Source organism: Thermopolyspora flexuosa (assembly GCF_006716785.1).
GTDB classification, from domain to species: Bacteria; Actinomycetota; Actinomycetes; order Streptosporangiales; family Streptosporangiaceae; genus Thermopolyspora; species Thermopolyspora flexuosa.
In genome coordinates, this window is sequence record NZ_VFPQ01000001.1 from 2671009 (window position 1) to 2690776 (window position 19768).

16 protein-coding genes are annotated in these 19768 nt (G+C 73.7%); 7 read left to right on the top strand and 9 right to left on the bottom strand.

Annotation, left to right across the window (positions count from 1 at the left end):
- The first annotated feature begins 15 nt into the window (after positions 1-15).
- Entirely contained in the window at positions 16-1299 is a 1284-nt protein-coding gene (locus FHX40_RS11275; protein WP_229788179.1) for an isochorismate synthase, read from the top strand.
- A 10-nt stretch (positions 1300-1309) separates the two neighbouring features.
- On the opposite strand, the gene selA is transcribed toward FHX40_RS11275, so the two are convergent.
- A complete protein-coding gene (gene selA, locus FHX40_RS11280; RefSeq protein WP_142259563.1) occupies positions 1310-2623 on the bottom strand; it encodes an L-seryl-tRNA(Sec) selenium transferase in 1314 nt (437 codons plus the stop codon).
- Between the two features lie 188 nt (positions 2624-2811).
- Between selA and FHX40_RS11285 the strand changes: the two genes are divergently transcribed.
- Positions 2812-3711 carry a siderophore-interacting protein gene (locus FHX40_RS11285; RefSeq protein WP_142259564.1) on the top strand — a complete coding sequence of 300 codons (900 nt, stop codon included), beginning with the start codon at positions 2812-2814 and terminating at the stop codon, positions 3709-3711.
- A gap of 28 nt (positions 3712-3739) precedes the next feature.
- Here the strand turns inward: FHX40_RS11285 and FHX40_RS11290 are convergent, their stop codons facing one another.
- Together FHX40_RS11290 and FHX40_RS11295 are read right to left on the bottom strand one after the other, a co-directional pair.
- A complete protein-coding gene (locus FHX40_RS11290) occupies positions 3740-5020 on the bottom strand; it encodes an MFS transporter (protein WP_229788181.1) in 1281 nt (426 codons plus the stop codon).
- Positions 5021-5140: 120 nt separating this feature from the next.
- Positions 5141-6025, bottom strand: coding sequence for an NAD(P)-dependent oxidoreductase (locus tag FHX40_RS11295; protein ID WP_142259566.1), 885 nt, complete (start codon positions 6023-6025; stop codon positions 5141-5143).
- Positions 6026-6122: 97 nt separating this feature from the next.
- Between FHX40_RS11295 and FHX40_RS11300 the strand changes: the two genes are divergently transcribed.
- On the top strand, positions 6123-6467 hold the full coding sequence (locus FHX40_RS11300) for a winged helix-turn-helix transcriptional regulator (RefSeq protein ID WP_142261712.1): 345 nt from the start codon (positions 6123-6125) through the stop codon (positions 6465-6467).
- A 189-nt stretch (positions 6468-6656) separates the two neighbouring features.
- Here the strand turns inward: FHX40_RS11300 and FHX40_RS11305 are convergent, their stop codons facing one another.
- Together FHX40_RS11305 and adh are read right to left on the bottom strand one after the other, a co-directional pair.
- On the bottom strand, positions 6657-7124 hold the full coding sequence (locus tag FHX40_RS11305; RefSeq protein WP_142259567.1) for a DUF779 domain-containing protein: 468 nt from the start codon (positions 7122-7124) through the stop codon (positions 6657-6659).
- Positions 7124-8641, bottom strand: a complete 1518-nt coding sequence (adh, locus tag FHX40_RS11310) for an aldehyde dehydrogenase (RefSeq protein WP_142261713.1) — start codon at positions 8639-8641, stop codon at positions 7124-7126. Before adh ends, FHX40_RS11305 begins: the two co-directional genes overlap by 1 nt.
- 842 nt (positions 8642-9483) lie before the next feature.
- On the opposite strand from adh, the gene FHX40_RS11315 reads away from it, so the two are divergent.
- Positions 9484-9831, top strand: coding sequence for a hypothetical protein (locus FHX40_RS11315; RefSeq protein ID WP_170198799.1), 348 nt, complete (start codon positions 9484-9486; stop codon positions 9829-9831).
- Positions 9832-9885: 54 nt separating this feature from the next.
- On the opposite strand, the gene FHX40_RS11320 is transcribed toward FHX40_RS11315, so the two are convergent.
- Positions 9886-11112 (bottom strand): sigma-54-dependent transcriptional regulator family protein, encoded by a 1227-nt coding sequence (locus FHX40_RS11320; protein ID WP_142259569.1) that lies wholly within the window; start codon positions 11110-11112, stop codon positions 9886-9888.
- Between the two features lie 276 nt (positions 11113-11388).
- Here FHX40_RS11320 and FHX40_RS11325 point away from each other — a divergent pair, with 276 nt between their 5' ends.
- From FHX40_RS11325 to FHX40_RS11335, 3 genes are all read left to right on the top strand, one after another.
- Positions 11389-12669 (top strand): iron-containing alcohol dehydrogenase, encoded by a 1281-nt coding sequence (locus tag FHX40_RS11325; protein WP_229788183.1) that lies wholly within the window; start codon positions 11389-11391, stop codon positions 12667-12669.
- Between the two features lie 194 nt (positions 12670-12863).
- Complete coding sequence (locus tag FHX40_RS11330; RefSeq protein ID WP_142259571.1) at positions 12864-14258, top strand: MadS family sensor histidine kinase; 1395 nt, start codon at positions 12864-12866, stop codon at positions 14256-14258.
- Positions 14245-14967, top strand: coding sequence for a MadR family response regulator transcription factor (locus FHX40_RS11335; RefSeq protein ID WP_142259572.1), 723 nt, complete (start codon positions 14245-14247; stop codon positions 14965-14967). The genes FHX40_RS11330 and FHX40_RS11335 overlap by 14 nt, the downstream gene beginning before the upstream one ends.
- A 156-nt stretch (positions 14968-15123) precedes the next feature.
- Here FHX40_RS11335 and FHX40_RS11340 read toward each other — a convergent pair whose 3' ends face one another.
- From FHX40_RS11340 to mdo, 3 genes are all read right to left on the bottom strand, one after another.
- Entirely contained in the window at positions 15124-16638 is a 1515-nt protein-coding gene (locus FHX40_RS11340) for a VWA domain-containing protein (protein ID WP_142259573.1), read from the bottom strand.
- Positions 16639-16651: 13 nt separating this feature from the next.
- Positions 16652-17896 carry an AAA family ATPase gene (locus FHX40_RS11345; protein WP_211350237.1) on the bottom strand — a complete coding sequence of 415 codons (1245 nt, stop codon included), beginning with the start codon at positions 17894-17896 and terminating at the stop codon, positions 16652-16654.
- A gap of 252 nt (positions 17897-18148) precedes the next feature.
- The gene (mdo, locus tag FHX40_RS11350; protein WP_142259575.1) at positions 18149-19441 is read right to left on the bottom strand and encodes an NDMA-dependent methanol dehydrogenase; all 1293 of its coding nucleotides are present in this window, start codon (positions 19439-19441) and stop codon (positions 18149-18151) included.
- Between the last annotated feature and the right edge of the window lie 327 nt (positions 19442-19768).

Here is a 19768-nt window from a genome sequence, read left to right on the forward strand (position 1 = left end):
AATAAAGTGTCTGGAGTGAGTGTCGCGCTCGGACTGACCCGCCCCCTGCTCGTACGCACCGTCCCGGTCGCGGACCCCGGCGACCTCCTCGCGCGGCTCCCGCAGTCACCGGCGTTCGCCTGGATCCGGCACGGCGAGGGCCTGGTGGGCTGGGGCGAGGCGGTCCGCCTCGAGGTGCCGCCGGGTCAGGACGCCTTCGCCTGGGCGCGTGCCAGGCTCGCGACGCTCTTCGCCGAGGCCCGCATCGAGGACGAGCTGCGCGTGCCCGGGTCCGGTCCGGTGGCGTTCGGCTCGTTCACCTTCGACCCGCGGCGGCCCGGCTCGGTGCTCGTCGTCCCCGAGGTGGTGCTCGCCAAGCGGGACGGCCGGGCCTGGCTCACCACGATCGGCGGGGGGAGCCCCAGCGCGGTGACGCCGCGCGTCGACCCCGGCCGGATCCGCTACGAGGACGGCAGCCTCACCGCCGCCGAGTGGGGTGAGCGGGTGGCCCGGGCCGTGGCGCACATCCGGTCCGGGCGGCTGGAGAAGGTGGTGCTCGCCCGTGACCTGGTGGCGCGGGCCGACCGCCTGATCGACGTGCGGGTGCTGCTCGACCGGCTCGCCCGCCGCTACCCCGACTGCTACACGTTCTCCTGCGACGGCCTGGTCGGCTCCACGCCCGAGCTGCTGGTCCGGCACACCGGCAGCCGCATCGAGTCGCTCGTGCTCGCCGGCACCACCCAGCGCGGCGCCGACGCGGCCGAGGACGCGGCCCGCGGCGCGGCGCTGTTCGCCTCACGCAAGGACCGGCACGAGCACGCCTGCGCGGTCGCCTCGGTGCGCGAGGCGCTCGCCCCGCTGTGCTCGTGGCTGCAGGTGCCCGACGAGCCCGAGCTGCTCGTGCTGCCGAACGTCCAGCACCTGGCGAGCCCGATCACCGGCCGCCTCGCCGACGGGGCCTCGGTGCTCGACGTGGTCGCGGCGATGCACCCCACCGCGGCGGTCGGCGGCACCCCGACCGGCACCGCGCTGGAGCTGATCCGCGAGATCGAGGGCATGGACCGCGGCCGGTACGCGGGCCCGGTGGGCTGGATCGACGCGCGCGGCGACGGCGAGTGGGGCATCGCGCTGCGCTGCGCCGCCGTCTCCGGGAACCGGGCGCGCCTGTTCGCCGGCTGCGGCATCATGGGCGACTCCGACCCGGAGGCCGAGCTCGCCGAGGCCCGGGCCAAGTTCCGCGCCATGCGGTACGCCCTCGAGGGCGACGCCGCCGAGGCGGGCACCCCCGGCGAGCCGGACGGCGCCGCGACCGCCGTGTGACGCCCCGGTCTCACCCGGCGACCGGCGGGCCGTCCCGCCGCGCCTGGGCGGCCACCGCCGCCACGATGAGATCGTCCTGCTCGGGCGGTACGGCGCGCAGGTCGAGCAGCAGGCGGCCGTCGGCGAGCCGGCCGACCACCGGCGGGGTGCCGGTGCGCAGCGCGGCGGCGAGGTGGCCGGGCAGGCTGACCGCGGCGCTGGGCAGGGTCACCCCGGGCGCTCCCCCGCCGCCGACCGTGGCCTGGGACGGTACGGCGTGCGCGTCGATCCCGGCCGCGGCGAGCGTGCGGGCGACCGCGCGGGCGCGGGCGAGCAGCTCCCCGGGGCGGGCGTGCAGGGCCTCGAAGGTGGGGGTGGCGGGGCCGCGCAGGGTGGCCTCGACGGCGGCGAGGGTGAGCTTGTCCACCCGCAGCGCCCGGGCGAGCGGGTGCCGCCGGCAGCGTTCGACGAGGTCGCGGCGGCCGAGCAGCAGCCCGGCCTGCGGGCCGCCGAGCAGCTTGTCGCCGCTCGCGGTCACCAGGTCGGCCCCGGCGCGCAGCGTGGTGGCGGCGTCCGGCTCGCCGGGCAGCAGCGGCTCGGGGGCGAGCAGGCCGGATCCGATGTCGACGACCACGGGCACGCCGATCCCGGCGAGCTCGGCGACGTCCACCGCGCCGGTGAAGCCCTCGATGCGGAAGTTGGAGGGGTGCACCTTGAGCACGAACCCGGTGTCCGGGCCGATCGCGTCGGCGTAGTCGGCGAGCCGGGTGCGGTTGGTGGTGCCCACCTCGCGCAGCCGCGCGCCGGTGGACCGCAGCAGCTCGGGGATGCGGAAGCCGTCGCCGATCTCCACCATCTCGCCGCGGCTGAGCACGATCTCCCGCCCGGCCGCGAGCGCGGTGGCGACGAGGACGAGCGCGGCGGCGTTGTTGTTCACCAGGTGCACGGCCTCGGCCTGCGGCACCGCGGCGGCGAGCGCCGCCAGCGCGCTCCTCCCCCGCCGCGCCCGCGCGCCCGTGGCGAGGTCGAACTCGACGTCCGTGGGCCCGGCGGCCGCGGCGATCGCCGCCACGGCCGCGGCCGACAGCGGCGCCCGGCCCAGGTTGGTGTGGAGCAGCACGCCGGTGGCGTTGACGACCGGCCGCAGCCCGGCGGGGTGCTCGGGCAGCGCCGCCACCGCCGCGTCGGCGACTTGCTCGGGCCGGATCTCCCCCCGCCTGGCCCGTTCCTGCGCCTCGCCGACGGCCTGCTTCACCAGGGCGCGGCCGAGCCGCCGCACCGCCCCGGCGAGCCGCGGGTCGGCGAGGAGTGTGTCGGTGCGCGGCACGCGCCTGCGCGGATCCATGCCCGCCCCTCTACCCCGGGGCCGCGCCGGCCGTACCCGGCCGTGTTCCCCGGTTTGAGAGTCGCCACGGATCGACCTGCGGGGATTCCTCAAGATCATGGGAAAGGTTTCACTGGGAAGTTCAATGAGACGATTGAGGTGGCATCCGGCCGGAGCCGTCAGCGTCCCATCGACGAGGGGAGTTTCCGGTGCCACGTCCGCTGCCCGTCCGCTACGTCCACGTCACCCGGGCCCGCACGCTCACCCCGCACATGCGGCGGGTCACCTTCGGCGGGGACGACCTCGCCGACCTGGTCTGCGACGGCCCCGACCAGCAGGTCAAGCTCTACTTCCCCAGGCCCGGCCAGGTACGGCCCCGCCTGCCCGAGCCCGGCCCCGACGGCGACCCGGCCCGCTGGTACACGGCCTACACCGCCATCCCGGAGGCCGAGCGGCCGTGGATGCGCAGCTACACCATCCGGAACCACGACCCGCGGGCGGGCACCATCGACGTCGACTTCGTGCTGCACGACGGCGACGACGCCGGGCCGGCGACCCGGTGGGCGAGGTCGGCCGGGCCCGGCGACGTGCTCGGCATGTTCGGCCCCTCGGCGGACTTCGCGCGGCCGGTGCCCCTTGCCGCCTCCATCGCGGCCGCCGACTGGCTGCTGCTCGCCGGGGACGAGAGCGCGCTCCCGGCGATCGGCACCCTGGTGGAGGCGCTGCCGCCCGGCCACCGCGCGGTGGCGTTCGTCGAGGTGCGCGACGCGGCCGAGGAGCAGCCGCTGCACACCCGCGGCGAGCTGACCGTGCACTGGCTGCACCGCGGCGACGCCCCGGCCGGCCGTACCGACCTGCTGGTACGGGCGGTGCGCGCCGCCCGCCTGCCGGAGGGGCGGATGTTCGCGTGGCTCGCCGGGGAGGCGGGCGCGGTGCGGGCGCTGCGCCGCCACCTGGTCGACGAGCGGGGCGTGCCCAAGCGGGCGATCGACTTCTCCGGGTACTGGCGGGTGCGGCTCACCCAGGACGACGCCCCCACCGAGGCGGACCTGGCCGACGCCGCCGAGCTGCTCGCCCGCGCCCGGGAGCTCGCCGCCGGCGGCGCGTGACCGGACCCGCGTGCACGTACACGCGCGGTCAGGCGGGCGGGGCCGGGGTGCCCGGGCTCGGCGCGGGCACCCGCGGGTCCGGGGCCCGCAGCCCGCGCACCCCCGGGGCGAGCAGCGCGGCGAAGGTGACCAGCACCATGAGCACGGCGCAGCCGATCAGCGAGGGCCGGACCCCGGCGAGCTCGGCCACCGGCCCGGCGATCATGAGCCCGACCGGCCCGAGCATGAGCGAGCCGAGCGCGTCGTAGGAGGCCACCCGGGACAGGGACTCCGGCGGGACCTCCCGCTGCATGGTGGTCGCCCACAGCACGCCGAAGACGTCGAAGCAGACGCCGGTCAGGAACGCGCCGGCGACCGCCGACCACAGCGGCGCGCCCACCCCGAGCAGCAGGCTCGGCGCGGCCGCGGAGAAGGTGAGCAGCACGCCCACGAAGATCGGCCGCCGCGGCCGGACCCGCATCGCCAGCAGCACGCCGACGACCATGCCGAACGCCTGGGCGGCGAGCACCGCCGACCAGGCGGGGGCGCCGCCCAGCTCGTCCCGCGCGAGCAGCGGCCCGAGCACCCCGTGGGCGGCCTGCAGCGCCAGCACCACGATCGAGAACTGGGCCACCACCACCCACAGCCACTGCCGGGAGAAGAACTCATGCCAGCCCGCCCGCAGGTCGGCGAGCATCGACGACCCTCCGCCGCCGCGGGCGCGGCCGCGCAGGCTGCGGCCGAGCAGCGTGGCGAGCACGGCGGAGACCGCGAACGTCGCCCCGCTCGCCGCCAGCGCCCACCCCGCGCCGAGCAGCGCCACCGCGGCGCCGCTGAGCACGGTGCCGGCGACCCGGGCGGAGTTCTGCCCGAGCCCGAGCAGGGCGTTGGCGGTCTGCAGCCGCTCCGGCGGCACCACGTCGGGGATGATCCCGGTGAGCGCCGGGTAGAGGAGCGCGCTCGCGGTGCCCGAGACGGCGCAGAGCGCGATCAGCAGCGGCAGCGGCGTGTGGCCGGTGAGCATGGCGGCGGCGAGCCCGGCGTAGGCGAGGGCGTTCGCCGTCTCGGACACGGCGATCACCCGGTGCCGGGGCAGCCGGTCGGCGACCACGCCGCCGACGAGCATGAACCCGACCATCGGCAGCGCCTCGGCGGTGAGCACCGCCGACAGGGTGGTGGCGGTGGACCCGGGCAGGCCGAGCACCCCGAAGGCGATGGCCACGGGGCCGAAGGCCACACCGAGCATCGACAGGGTCCGGGCGACCAGCAGCAGCGTGAACGGCCGGTCACGGAGAAGGCTGAGATCCTGCCGCACACCGCTGCTGGACACGAACGCTCCCCGATGGTTTGAGACATGAAGAGTGGAACGTCCCATTCTCCCGCCCCGCGCGCGGTGATCTCACCTGGTTTTCCGCGGGGTTGTGCGGCGGGGAGCGGCCCGGGGCTCGGGTCAGCGCAGCAGCAGGTCGACCACGCCGGCGGTGCCCTCGGCGGCGTGGCCCTCGGCGAGGCGCCGCTCCATCAGCCGCATGTACGGCTCGAGCAGCTCGGTGCCGACGCCCTGCTCCTCGGCGGTGCGCAGCAGGGTGGCGTTGGCCCGGACCATCATGGCGAGGTTGGAGGTCACGTCCCTGGTGTAGTCGCCGCACTCCAGGTGCTCGGCGAGCTCGCGGGCGTACGAGGCGGCCATGCCCGCGACCCAGTCGGCGAGCGGCCCGGCGAGGCGCGCCGGGGGCGTCTTCTCCCGCCGGAACAGCGCGTAGGCGTGGGCCATCCCGGACATCATGCCGAGCATCGCGCTGAGCAGGGCCACGTCGTGCAGCGCGGCCATGCCGGCGTCCTCGCCGACGTGGACGGCCCCGGCCGGTACGGCGAGCGTCTCCCGGTGGGCCTCGAAGACCTCCTTGGGACCGCTGTAGAAGACGTAGGCGCCCGAGTCCGGGACGCCGATCATCGGCGGCACGGCCATGATGCCGCCGTCGAGCAGCCGCGCCCCGCGCTCGGCGGCCCAGGCGGCGCGGGCGCGGGCCTCGCCGGGGGTGCCGGTGGTGAGGTTGACCAGGTCCTTGCCGGAGATGTCGGTGCCGGCGAGGACCTGGTCAACCGAGGCGTCGTCGAGCAGGCACACCACCACCAGGTCCGCGGCGGCCACGGCGTCGGCGGCGGTCGGCGCGACCGTCGCCCCCTTGGCGGCGAGCGGCCGGGCCTTGCCCGCCGTACGGTTCCACACGGTGAGCGGATGCCCCGCGTCCAGCCAGGCGTGCCCGAGCGCGGCGCCCATGTCGCCGAGCCCGAGCAACGACAGGGCCCGCGGGGCCGGGTCGATCGTCGTCATGGCGACTAGGCTGGTCGGCGGGCCCGAGGGCGCTCAAGTACGCACTTTGAAGTGCGTGGTTTCCCGAAGGTAAGCCTCCGGGCGGGAGGGGGTGGCGATGCGGGTCGCGCGCAGGCCCGGCGCGTACGTCTGCGGGATCGACGCGGCGATGGGCGTGATCGGCGGCAAGTGGAAGGTGCTGATCCTGTGGGCGCTCGGGGTGCGCCCGCGCCGGTTCGGCGAGCTGCGCCGCGAGCTGCCGGGGGTGACCGAGAAGGTGCTCGCCGCGCACCTGCGCGAGCTGGAGGCCGACGGGATCGTGCGCCGCGAGGTGTACGACGAGGTGCCGCCGCGCGTGGAGTACTCGCTCTCCCCGGCCGGTGAGGCGCTCAACGAGGCGCTCGGGCCGCTCGGCGCCTGGGGCCGCAGGTACGTGCTCGGCGACGCCGCGGGCGCCCACTGAGGAAGGCCCGTTGAGAAGAAGGGTGTGGGCCCGGCGCCCGCCCCGCGCCGGTGCCAGAAAAGGGAGCCCCACCCGTCGTCTGGTTGCGTGCCCGCACCGTGGGTGCGGGCGGCGCGGGGGCGGGCACCGGACGTCTCGTGCCGGGGCCGTGGCGTGTCGCGTGCCCGTGGCCGCCGGGCCCGCCGGCGCCTAGAGGCCGGCGCCGGTGGGCAGCGGGGGTTCGGCCGCGATGCGGGCGGCCTCCTCGTCGGTGAACAGCCGGGAGCGCAGCAGGAACCGCACGCCCTCGGGGGCCTCGAGCGAGAACCCGCTGCCCCGGCCGGGCACCACGTCCACCGTCAGGTGGGTGTGCGACCAATACCGGTACTGGTCGGCGCTGATCCAGAACGGGGTGTCGTGCGCGACGGTGCCGAGCAGCACGTCCGACGCGCCGACCCGGAACTCCCCCCGCGGGTAGCACATCGGCGCGCTGCCGTCGCAGCAGCCGCCGGACTGGTGGAACATGACCGGGCCGTGCCGTTCGATGAGGCGGGCGAGCAGGCGTTCGGCCTCCGGGGTGAGCCGTACCCGCTCCACGCGGCCCCCGGGGGCCTCCCCTCCTGCGCCTGCGGCGCCCGCCGGGGCCGGCTCGGCCCCGGCGCGCTCCGGTGCGGTCATCAGAAGAAGCCCAGCTTCCGCGGCGAGTAGCTGACCAGCAGGTTCTTCGTCTGCTGGTAGTGCTCGAGCATCATCTTGTGGGTCTCGCGGCCGATGCCGGACTTCTTGTAGCCGCCGAACGCGGCGTGGGCCGGGTAGGCGTGGTAGCAGTTGGTCCACACGCGGCCCGCCTTGATCTCGCGGCCGAGCCGGTAGGCGGTGTTCCCGTCCCGGGTCCACACGCCGGCGCCGAGGCCGTACATCGTGTCGTTGGCGATCTTGATGGCCTCCTCGACGGAGTCGTAGGTGGTCACCGACACGACCGGGCCGAAGATCTCCTCCTGGAAGATCCGCATGTCGTTGGTGCCGCGGAAGATGGTGGGCTGGATGTAGTAGCCGCCCTCCAGGCCGGGCACGGTGCGCGAGCCGCCGCCGGTGAGGACCTCGGCGCCCTCCTTCTTGCCGATGTCGATGTAGGAGAGGATCTTCTCGTACTGGTCGTTGCTCGCCTGGGCGCCGATCATGGTCTCCGGGTCGAGCGGGTTGCCGCTCTTGATCGCCTCGGTGCGGGCGATGCAGCGGGAGATGAACTCGTCGTAGATGGACGAGTGGATGAGCGCCCGGGAGGGGCAGGTGCACACCTCGCCCTGGTTGAGGGCGAACATCACGAAGCCCTCGACCGCCTTGTCGAGGAAGTCGTCGTCGGCGGCCATGACGTCGGGCAGGAAGATGTTCGGGCTCTTGCCGCCGAGCTCGAGGGTGACCGGCACGATGTTCTCGCTGGCGTACTGCATGATGAGCCGGCCGGTGGTGGTCTCGCCGGTGAACGCGACCTTGGCCACCCGCGGGCTGGAGGCGAGCGGCTTGCCGGCCTCGACGCCGAAGCCGTTGACCACGTTGACCACGCCGGGCGGGAGCAGGTCGGCGATGAGCTCGATCACCAGCAGGATGCTCGCCGGGGTCTGCTCGGCCGGCTTGATCACCACGCAGTTGCCGGCGGCGAGCGCGGGGGCGAGCTTCCAGGCGGCCATGAGGATGGGGAAGTTCCACGGGATGATCTGGGCGACCACGCCGAGCGGCTCGTGGAAGTGGTACGCGACCGTGTCGGCGTCGATCTCGCTGATCGCGCCCTCCTGGGCACGGATCGCCCCGGCGAAGTAGCGGAAGTGGTCGATGGCGAGCGGCAGGTCGGCGGCGAGCGTCTCACGCACCGGCTTGCCGTTCTCCCAGGTCTCGGCGACCGCGAGCTTCTCGAGGTTCTCCTCGAGCCGGTCGGCGATCTTGTTGAGGATGTTGGCCCGTTCGGTGGCCGAGGTACGGCCCCAGCGGTCGGCGGCGTTGTGCGCGGCGTCGAGGGCGAGATCGATGTCGGCGGCGGTGGACCGGGCCACCTGGCAGAACACCTTGCCGTCCACCGGCGAGGGGTTGTCGAAGTAGCGTCCCTCGACCGGGGCCACCCACTCGCCGCCGATGAAGTTGTCGTACCGCTTGGCGAAGCTGACGATGCTGCCGTCCTCACCCGGCTTGACGTAGACCACGTTGCCTCCTCGCGGGTTGGCCACCCGCCCGGTGGCCGACTCCCTGATGTGTTGCACGTCACCCTGCGCCCGCGAGGTTGCCGGAAGGTATCCGCCCCGGCACACCCCGCCACGGGGCATGCCGGGGCGCGGCGTGGGGTACGGCGAACCGGCTCCTGTCCCTCGCGGCTCAGGAGGGCCGTGGCGGTACGGCCGGAGCACGGTTCGCCGCGCCCTCCACAACCACATCCCGCACTAATGCGGCATTTTCCAATAAGCCAGGCAATTTACGAACAGCCCACATATCAGATAAAAACCGATGGGGTATTGCGTCGACGGCCTGGTTTCGGGCAACAATAAAGCGGTGCCTTTGGCGCATTCCCGGACCAGAGGCACCCGGGAAAAGGGTGAGGGGTGCCCCGGCGGTATTCGAACCGCGGCACCCACTTCAGGAGTGTGGGAGCAGAAGGATCACCGTATGGGTGCTGAGCCGCAGGAGTGTCCCCTGCACCTCGTTGTCGCTACACGATCGCCTCTCGCACGTCCCCCGCGGACGGCGATCGCCGCGGTGCACCGCCACCGCCCCCAAGAGACCAAGGCTCCCCTTCCCAGCCCTGCGGGTGATCTCCGGTAGGAATCCGATCACCCGCAAGGATCACGGCGCGCAATCCCAACGGCGCGGTCGCCGCGGCGAACAAAGCCGCCCTTCCGCCGCGCGTCCCCGGCATCTTCGTTTCCATGCTCGCCCAGAACTCCCCCGGTCCGAATTTCCGGGATCCACCGACGGGTGGAAACCAGAAACGATATCGCCCCCCGTGGAAAGGATTGAAGGTAAGACCGTGCGCAGTAGAACCCTTTCCTCCTTGGCACTGGCGTGCGCCATGATCGTGACGCCCGCCGTGGCCGCCACCCCCGCCGCCGCCTCGGCCGCGCCCAGCTACCGCGCCTGCTACGACGGGACGTGCAAGTTCACGTTCCGGAGGCCCGTGAGCTTCCGCGTCTCGGCGAGGCTCTTCGGATTCTCCAGGGTGTACGTCTCCAAGCAATACGTCGCCACCTTCGACCAGGACATGGTCGTGGTGCGGGCGGGGAACTCGACGGCATACCTGAGCGAGGGCGGCAGCGGCTGGATCCGCGCCAACCGCAAGAAGAGGCTGTCGTTCCGCGTGCTGGCCATCACCAGCAAGGGCGCCACGATCCGCTTCGGGTGATGGCGCCCTGACGATCCGGCGTCCGCGGCACGGGCGCCGTGGCCATCCCCCGCTTCAGGAGAGCGCTGCCCGGATACGGGCGGCGGCGATGCCGCGGCGGCCGTCGTCCGGGGGCAGCAGCCGGTGGGCGTGCTCGTGGACCGCCACGTCGTAGGGGTGGGCCGTGCCGTACCGGAGGGCGAGGCCGGGGTCGGACGAGGCGAGCACCGCCTCGCGTACCGCGACCTCGAGGTAGGTGCGCCACTCGACGATGCCCGGCACGTCGGACTCGGGCAGCAGCGGCCCGGTGTACGCCTCGACCGCCGCGGCGGTGTCCCCGGCGTCGAGCGCGGCGAGCACGTTCCGGGCGTCGCACTCGATCGGCTCGGTGAGCTGGTAGCGGCGCTGCGCGAGCGCGCCGCCGAGGGCACGGCGCAGGTGGGACACCTGGGCCTTGAGCGTGGCCGCGGTGACCGGCCGGTCGCCGAACAGCGCGGCCTGCAGCCGCTCCGGCGAGAACCCCTCGGGCTCGAGCGCGAGCAGGGTGAGGATCTCCAGCTGGCGCGGGCGCAGCCGCAGCGGCACCCCGCCCCGCCAGGCCCGGCCCTCGCCGAGGCAGGTGAGCCGCAGACCGGCGGGTTCGCGACGTCCGGCGTCGAGCCCAATGGTGGCGAGCCGGGACTCGATCGCCGAGACCAGGGTGCGCACCGTGGACATGGCGAGCGGGTTGGAACGATCCCAGGTGCTCGACAGGTCGAGCACGCCGAGGATGCGGCCGCCCGGGGAGCGGATCGGCGCCGAGTAGCACACCCAGCCGTGCAGCGCGGCGACCAGGTGCTCGGCGGAGAACACCTTCGCCGGCCGCCCGCGCAGCGCCAGGGACAGCGCGTTGGTGCCCATGCCCGTCTCGTCCCACCGGCCGCCGGGCGCGAAGTTCACCCGCTCGGCCCGGCGCCGCATCACCCGGCCGCCGCAGGTCCACAGGATCGTGCCGGACTCGTCGGTGACCGCGGCGATGAACCCGGCGTCGTCGGCGATCGTGCGCAGCTCGTCGGCGAGCTCGAGGACCGGGCGGCGCAGCGGGGACTCCCGCCAGCGGGCCGAGACGTCGTCCTCGACCGGGGCGCTGTCGCGTGCGGGGTCGACCAGCGGCAGGGACCGGCTCCAGGAGGCCACGATCTCGTCGCGGAGCAGCCGGTCCGGGCCGCCGCCGGAGGGCGGCAGGCGTCGCGCCGGCACGTGGCGGGACCATTCGTGTTCCAGCTCGGCGCGCCGCCTGCGAAGGGCGTCGAGACCGATCATGTGCCCCTCTCCGTCGTCCGCCCGATGGTGTCCACCGGCGGACGTCACCGGCGGTTTGCGGGTGATAATGCCGCACATACGCCGTAGGCGCACCTACCCGATCGGACAGGTGCCATGGCCCAATTTGACGGTTTTACGACTAGCCCGAGGAGGTCTACCGTCGAGAGGGCAGCTAATGGACAACTCCTCGCAATGCGTTGGTAACAAAAGGCACCGCCTTCCGGTAACGTGCCATCACCGATGGGGACGGCCCCATCGCAGCACAGGGGGGTTCCTTTGCGGCCTGTTCTGGACGGCCCCGCGGCGGCCGAAGTGGACCATGGCTGGGCGTCCCCCGGCATCCGGGACGCCTCCCTCGAGCTGACCGGCCCGCAGCGTGTGGTGCCCGTCGGCGCGCGCGAGCCGGCGAACCTCGCGAAGTTCCACGCACCCGAGATCGTGTTCGGTCCCGGGTCCCTCGCCGAGCTGGGCCACTGCGCGCTGCGCGTGGGAGCCCGGCGCCCGTTCCTGGTGACCGACCCGGGCCTGATCGAGGCGGGCTGGCTGGACGAGGCGCTCGGCCACCTGAGCGCGGTCGGGCTGCGGCCGGTGGTGTGGCACGAGATCACCCCCAACCCCAAGGACCACGAGATCGAGGCCGCGTACGGCGAGTACGCCGACAGCGGCGCCGACGTGATCATCGGGCTGGGCGGCGGGTCGTGCATCGACGCGGCCAAGGGCGTGGCGATCCTGTCCGGCAACGGCGGGTGCATCCTCGGCTACGAGGGCGTGGACAAGGTGGTGAACCCGATCCCGCCCACGGTGATGGTGCCCTCCACCTCGGGCACGGGCGCCGACGTGTCGCAGTTCGCGGTCGTCACCGACACCGCCAAGCACATCAAGATCACCATCATCAGCCGGACGCTGGTGCCGGAGATCTCGATCATCGACCCCCGGCTGCTCATCACCATGCCGGACTGGCTCACCGCCTCCACCGGGCTCGACGCGCTCACCCACGCGATCGAGTCGTTCGTGTCCCGCGCGCACAACCCGCTCACCGACAACCACGCGCTGCACGCCGTACGCCTGATCACCGAGCACCTGCGGCACTCGGTGGAGCGGCCGCGGCTCGCCGGGCCCCGGCTGGGCATGGCGCAGGGCGCGCTCGAGGCCGGGGTGGCGTTCACCAACGCGATCCTCGGCGCCACGCACGCGATGAGCCACCAGGTCGGCGGGCTGCTCGACGCCCCGCACGGGCTGATCAACGGGGTGCTGCTCCCGCACGTGATCCGGTTCAACGCGGCCGCCGACCCCACCAGGTTCGTACCGCTCGCCGAGGCGGCCGGCATCCGGGACGCCTGGCGCATGCCCCCGGCCGAGGTCGCCGACATGCTCGCCGACCGGGTGCGCGCGCTCGCCGACGCGGTCGGCGTGCCGCGCGGGCTGTCCGCGCTCGGGGTGACCGAGCAGGACGTTTCCCGGCTGGCGGAGACCACGATGCGGGACGCCTGCCTGACCACCAACCCGCGGGACGCGACCCGGGACGACATCGAGGCGCTGTTCCGCGCGGCCCTGTAGACCGGTTCCGGAGACCACCGATCGGAGCCCGATGCGACACCGTGAAGCCGCCCCCTGAGAACGGCCCCAGCGAGAACGGCACCCTGCGGCATGAGCGAGCGAGCCGACCCACCCCGCCCCTCGGGCGCACGCGCCGAGGCGGGCACGACCGCCCGTGCCCGGCACGCCCCGCCGCCCGGCCCGGAAGGCACCCGATGACGTCACCCGCCCTGGAGCCTCCCGCCCGCCCGACCGACCTCGGCGCGCTCACCGGCGTACGGTCCGGCAAACGCTCCTTCTACCCCGCCTACGTCCGCTCGATGGAACGCCTGGAGCGGGCCGTCGAGGCGCTCGACCGCATCTCCCAGGCGCTGGTGCGCTCCTCCGAGGGGCCGCGGGCGCTGGTCGAGGCCGTGGTGCACGCCGCCGCCGACCACCTGCACGCCCGCTGGCTGCTGCTCGCCGTCGCCGACGGCACGCTCCCCGCGGTACGGCCCCGCTTCCTGCTGCGCGACGGCGACCGGCTCATCGACGACGAGGCGCTGCTGCCCGCCGAGGCCCGCGAGCACCTGGCCGTGGTGCGCGACCGGCCCTGGGAGGTGGGCCGGGCCCACACCGGCGACGGCTGGGTGCGCGCCCCGATGTTCCTCGACGGCGAGCCGGTCGGCGGCATCGTGGCCCGCCCCGGCCCCGGGCTGGAGGTGGCCGCCACCGACCTGGCGATCCTGCGCGTCCTCGCCAACCAGGCGGCCGTGGCGCTGTACAACTCGTTCCTGTACGAGTCGGCCAGGCGGCTGCGCGGCCGTACCGAGCGGCTCACCGAGGCCGCCGCCCGGCAGGCACGCGACCTGGCCGCGCGGAACGCCGAGCTCGCCGAGGCCCAGCGGCGGCTGGTCGACGCCATGCACCGCCAGGCGCTCGACGACGAGCGGCACCGCATCGCCCGCGAGCTGCACGACACCGTCGCCCAGCACGTGCTGTCGGCCGGGATGACGATCGAGGTGTGCCGGGCCGACCTGGAGCGCATGGGCCCCGAGGCGCAGGAGGTGGCGCGCCGGCTCGCCCCGGCCAAGGACCTGACCCGGATCGCCGTGGAACGGCTGCGCGGCGCGATCTACGCGCTGCACAACACCTCCGACGAGCCGGCCGGGCCGCTGCCGGAGATGCTGCGCCGGCTGTCCACGGTGCACCTGAAGACCGATCTCACCGTCGAGGTGGTGGTGCGCGGGCGGCAGGTCCCGCTGCCCGCCGAGGCCGAGCGGTCGCTGCTGCGGCTCGTCGGCGAGGCCCTGTTCAACACCGCCGCGCACGCGCACGCCACCCGGGCCCGGGTGCTGCTGGTCTACCGGCCGGACGCGGTCACGGTGACCGTGAGCGACGACGGGGACGGCGACCCCGCCGCGGTACGGCGGCTGCTGCGCCTGGCGCAGACCACCGACCTGGCCGGGCGGCACCGAGGACTCGTCAACATGCAGACCCGCGCCGAGCAGCTCGGCGGGACGCTGGCGATCCGCCGCTCCCGGCTGGGCGGCATCGCGGTGCGGGTGCGCATACCGCTGCCGATACAGGGCCGAGATCGAAACGGAGTGGCACCGAATGACCGGGGGTAAGGCGACGGCGGCGCGGGCGGCCGCGGAGGCTCCGGCGGCCGTACCGGGGCAGGTGACGCACGAGCCGGGGCCGGACGGCGTGACGAGCATCGTCCTCGTCGACGACCACGCGATCGTGCGGCAGGGGCTGCGCGCGATCCTCGACCGCGAGCCCGACCTGCGGGTGGTCGGGGAGGCGAGCACGCGTGAGGAGGCCCTGGCGGTGGTACGCCGCACCATGCCGGCCATCGTGCTGCTCGACCTGAAGCTGTCCACCGGCGCCGACACCGAGGGCCTGGAGCTGTGCGGCATCCTCACCGAGCGGTACCCCTCGGTCGGCGTGCTCGTGCTCACCACGTTCCTCGACGACGCGCTGGTGATGGAGGCCATCCAGCGCGGGGCGCGCGGCTACGTGGTCAAGGACGTCGACACCACCGAGCTGGTCAACTCGATCCGGGCGGTGGCGCGCAACCAGAGCGCGTTCGACCCGCGCTCGGCGGCGGCGATGGTCCGCTCGCTGCGGGTACGGACCCGCCGGCCGGAGCTGACCGACCGGGAGCGGAACGTGCTGCGGCTGATCGCCCGCGGCCTGAGCAACCGCGACATCGGCCGCGAGCTGTTCATCTCCGAGACCACGGTCAAGTTCCACGTCCGCAACATCATGCGCAAGCTCGAGGTCACCAGCCGCGCCGAGGCGGTCTACGAGGCCAGCAAGAACGGCGTCATCTGACCGCGCGGGTACGGCGGGCCGCGCGGCGGCCACGCTCAGCCGGACGGCCCTGCCGTACCCCCGTCGGCCGTGGCCGGCAGGGGCGCCCGGGCATGACCGCCGAGCAGGCCGTACGGCCGGGCGCGGACGGCAGCGCCTCGGCCGTGCGGCCCGCGTTCAGCGGCCGGTCGTCTCGGCCGCCAGGCGGTGGGCCATGCGCTCCAGCCCGGACAGGTCCGACACCACCTGGACCCGGTCGCACATCTCGGCGTACCCCGGCAGGTCGCAGGCGCCCAGCCGCCACGAGTAGCGCGGCTCCGGGGTGAGCCAGATCGTGCGGCGCACCCGCCGGGTGATCTCCTCGAAGGTGGCGAACTCCGGGTCGTTGCCGTTGCCCCGCCCGTCGCCGAGCACGAGCAGCGTGGTGCGCCGGTTGAGCGCCCCCGAGTGCTCCGACAGGAGCGTACGGAACGTACGCCCGTAGTCGGAGGTGCCGTCCACGTCCAGCAGGCCGCCCGCGGGCAGCCCGTCGAACACCAGCCCGAGGGCGCGCTCCAGCGGGTGCTCGGCGAACAGCTCGGTGATCTCCACCGGCTCGTCGACGAACGCGAACGACCGTACCTGGCCGAACAGCGTCTGCATGCCGTGCACCAGGTGGAGGGTGAACCGGGCGGTGGCCCGCACCGACAGCGACACGTCCGCGAGCACCAGCAGCCGGGGCCGGTCCTCGCTCCGGCTGACCGTGATCGGCCGGAACGGCACGCCGTCGTAGCGCATGTTGTGCCGCATGGTCCGCGCCGGGTGCACCCTGCCGCGCCGGTTGGGGTGCCTGCGGTGGGTGAGCGCCCCGTCGAGGGTGCGGGCGAGGCGGCGCAGCGACTCCTCCATGCGCCGCCGCTCCGGCTCGTCGACCCGCTCCACCCGGCCGGGCCCGGGCGGGCCGGGCTTCTCGATCGCCAGCCCGGACAGCTCGGCGAGCCGTTCCAGGTGCCGTTTGAGCAGCTCGGACAGGTTCTCCACGAACCCGTCGACCCGCTCCCCGACCGGCCCGTCGTCCACATCGGCGGACCGGTCGGGCGGGGCGTGGTGGTCCTGGGCGACGCTCAGCTCGATCCCGTCCCGCCGCCCGGTGTCGGGGGCGAGCCGGCCGGGCACCCCGGCGTTGTGCAGCCGGTCGGTGGTGAGCTGTACGGCGGAGCGGTCCCCGCCCGCGATCCCGCCGCCCTCGGACAGCACGATCTCCTCGGTCATCCCGGCGAGGTCGATCTTGTTGGCCTCCTGGTGGAGGTTGTACCGCTGGGCGAGGTCCTGCGGGTCGAAGAAGTCGCGGATGTCGGCGGGCTTGCCGTGGCTGTGGCCCTGCTGCGGCGTCTGCGACGGCTCCTCCGAGACGGTGAACCCGGTCGTCTCGCCGAGGTCGGCCAGGTCGTCGTGCGCGTGCCCGTGCTCCTCGTCGCCGCCCCCGAAGGTGACGCGCCGGAGCGCGAAGAACGCGTCGTACAGCTCGGTGAAGATCTCGTCGTCGCGCCGGTCCTTGACCAACGTGACCCGCAGGGCCTCGCGCAGCGCGTCCCGGTCGGCGAGCAGGCCGGGCTGCGCGGCGGCGCGCATCGCGTCGGCGGCCTCGGACACCGACACCCGCATCCCGGCGAGCCGCAGCAGCCGGACGAAGCGGTGCAGGCTGCTCTCCACGTGCCCGCTCCCGCTACCGGTTCCGGCGCCCGATGGCGGCGAACGCGCGCCGTGCCTGGCCGCCGCCCGCGTCCGTCCGCGGCTTGATGCCCTGCCCGCGGCCGCCGTAGTAGTTCTCGCCGTGCCGCCCGGGCCGGTCCTTCGCCTCCCGTACGGCGGCGCCGTCGACGTCGTCGTCCACGTCGAGGACGTCGGCGCCGTGGTGCCCGCCCCCGTGGTCGTGGGCGTGATCGTGATCGTGCCCGTGACCGTGGCCGTGACCATGGCCATGGCCGTGTCCGTGACCGTGTCCGTGCCCGTGGGCCGCCTCCTCCAGCACGTTCCGGTTGGGGTCGACGAGCCGGGGCAGCGCCTCGAGCGCGAGGCCGATGTCGCGCTCGTACTTGAGCACCACGTTCACCGTGTCGGCGAGCACCTCGGCCGACAGCTCCTGCACCCCGAGTACGGCGAGCGTGCGCGCCCAGTCCACGGTCTCGGAGATGCTGGGGTGCTTGCGCAGCCGCAGCCCGCGCAGCTCGCGCACGATGCGCACCAGCTCCCGGGCGGTCGCCTCGGCGAGCCCGGTCCGCTTGCCCATCACGATCTCCAGCTCGCGTTCGGCGTCCGGGTAGTCGAGGAACAGGTAGAGGCAGCGGCGCTTGAGCGCGGCCGACAGGTCGCGGGTGTTGTTCGAGGTGAGGATCACGTACGGCGGGGTCTTGGCGGTGTAGGTGCCGATCTCCGGGACCGACACCTGCTGCTCGGCGAGGCACTCGAGCAGCACCGCCTCCAGCGCCTCGTCGGCGCGGTCCACCTCGTCGATGAGCAGCAGCACCGGCTCCTCGCTGCGGATCGCCTCGAGCAGCGGCCGGGGGGCGAGGAAGCGGTCGGAGAAGAACACGCTGTCCTGCGCGCCGATGCGCTCCACCGCGGTGGCGAGGTCGGGTGCGTCCGCGATGATCTCGCCGATCTTGTCGCGCAGCAGCTGGGTGTACAGCAGCTGCTTGCCGTAGTCCCACTCGTACAGCGCCTTGCTCTCGTCCTGGCCCTCGTAGCACTGCAGGCGCAGCAGCCTGCGCCCGGTGGCCTTGGCGAGCGCCTTGGCCAGCTCGGTCTTGCCCACGCCGGCGGGCCCCTCGAGCAGCACGGGCCGGTTGAGCCGCGCAAGCAGGAACACGGCCGTGGCGAGCCTGCGGTCGGCGATGTAGCCCTGCTCGGCGAGCCGCTCGACGACGTCCTCGACGGACGCGAACTCGGCGGTGCTGACGTTCTCGGACACGCTTCCTCCGGGTGGTACGGCCGGCGTGGACAGGGTGCGGGAAGGGGTGGGGCGCCGCCGGGCGCGCCCCGGGATGGAACCCGCCGGGGTCCGGGCGGAAGGGGACGCCCGGACCCCGGCGGGGTGCGAGCCGGCCGGCCCTGGGCGGGACGGTGCGCCGGTCGGGCCGGCCGATGGGTCACCGGTCAGGTGGCCGGATGGCCCGCCGCCCGGGGGAGACCGCGGCCCGGGCGGCGGGTACGACGGGGCGGGTCAGCTGAGCAGGTCGTCCAGGTCGCCGTGGAAGCAGTGCTCGACGACCGGCCGCACCGTCTCGAAGGTGCACTCCTTCGGGTTACCCGGGGTGCAGGCGTCGCCGAGCACGTGGTTGGTGACGCGGTCGATGTCGGCGTCGTCGCCGCGGATCACCGGGGAGTTCTCGTAGAACTTGGTGGGGCCCTTGCCGAGCCGGTTCTTGCTGTAGGTGTCCTGCTTGACGTCGACGAAGCGCTCGGGGATGCCCACGTCGCGCAGCAGCCGGATCGCCGCGGCCAGGGCCGCCTCGGCCGCCTTCACCTTGGTCATGCCGTGGGTGTCGATGCCCATCGCCTCGGCGATGTCGGCGAACCGCTCGTACATCACCGGCATGTTGAACGCCCACACGCGCGGCAGCGCGATCGCGTTGTTGAGGCCGTGGTGGGTGTCGTAGAAGGCGCTGACCGCGTGCGAGATCGAGTGGATGATGCCGAGGCCGCCGGAGTTGAACGCCTGGGCGGCGATGTACTGGGCGTACATCATGCCCTCACGGGCGGCGAGGTCCTGCCCGTTCCACACCGCGGTGCGCAGGTGCTGGGCGGTGAGCCGGATCGCGTGCAGCGCGTTGCCGAGGGACGGCTGGAAGTTCAGCCGCGACACGTACGGCTCGGAGGCGTGCGCGAGCACGTCGAACCCGCACTGCGCGGTGTAGTCCATCGGACAGTCGTAGTACAGCGTCGGGTCGTCGATGGCGAGGGTGGCGATGCAGCTCTCGTCGAACGCGACGTACTTGTGCGGGTTCTCCGGGTCGGTGGTGGTGTCGGTGATGACGTACGCCCACGAGGTCTCCGACCCGGTGCCGGCCGTGGTGGACACCGCGATGTGCGGCGGGTTCTTGGGGTTCTCCGACTTGTTGAAGCCCTCGAACTCGTTGATGTTGCGGCCGTCGTGCGCGATCGACACCCGCGCGCCCTTGCAGGCGTCGTGCGAGGAGCCGCCGCCGATGGAGACGAACGAGTCGCACTTGTGCTCCTGGTAGAGCGCGACCGCCTCCATCACGTTGTAGTCCTTGGGGTTGGACTCGACCTTGTCGTACACCACGACCTCGAGGCCGTGGTACTTCATCGACTCGACGATCCGGTGCACGATGTCGGTGCCGCGCAGGCCCGAGGTCATCACCAGCGTCCTGCGGAACCCGAGCTTCTTGGCCTCCGGCCCGATCAGCTCGTGGGCACCCGGCCCCATGAGGGCCCGCGGGAACGGGTGGAACTCCTTGATCGGGAACGGCCTGATGAGTTCTTCGACCTTCATGTTTCGTCCTCTCTGAGCAGAGACGCGCCCAGGTGACGGGGCCGCGGAGAGCCCCGCTCGTGCCGCTGTCGGCACCGGATGCCGCGACCGTAAAGTGACGTCCGTCACGCCCGGAAGATCCCGAAGGCCGATCCCGTACCGTGGGTGACCTTTTCGGTACGGCAGGCGAGGTGGGCACCTACCCGATCGGTCAGGCCCCGGCCCGGCGTACGGGGCGGCGGTTCCGGCCGCGCCCCGGCGTCATGCGACCGGGCCCGAAACCCACGTTCGGCCGCCGGGATACGCTCGCGCCCGGATTCCCCGGGGCGAGCCGGCCGGGACCGGCAG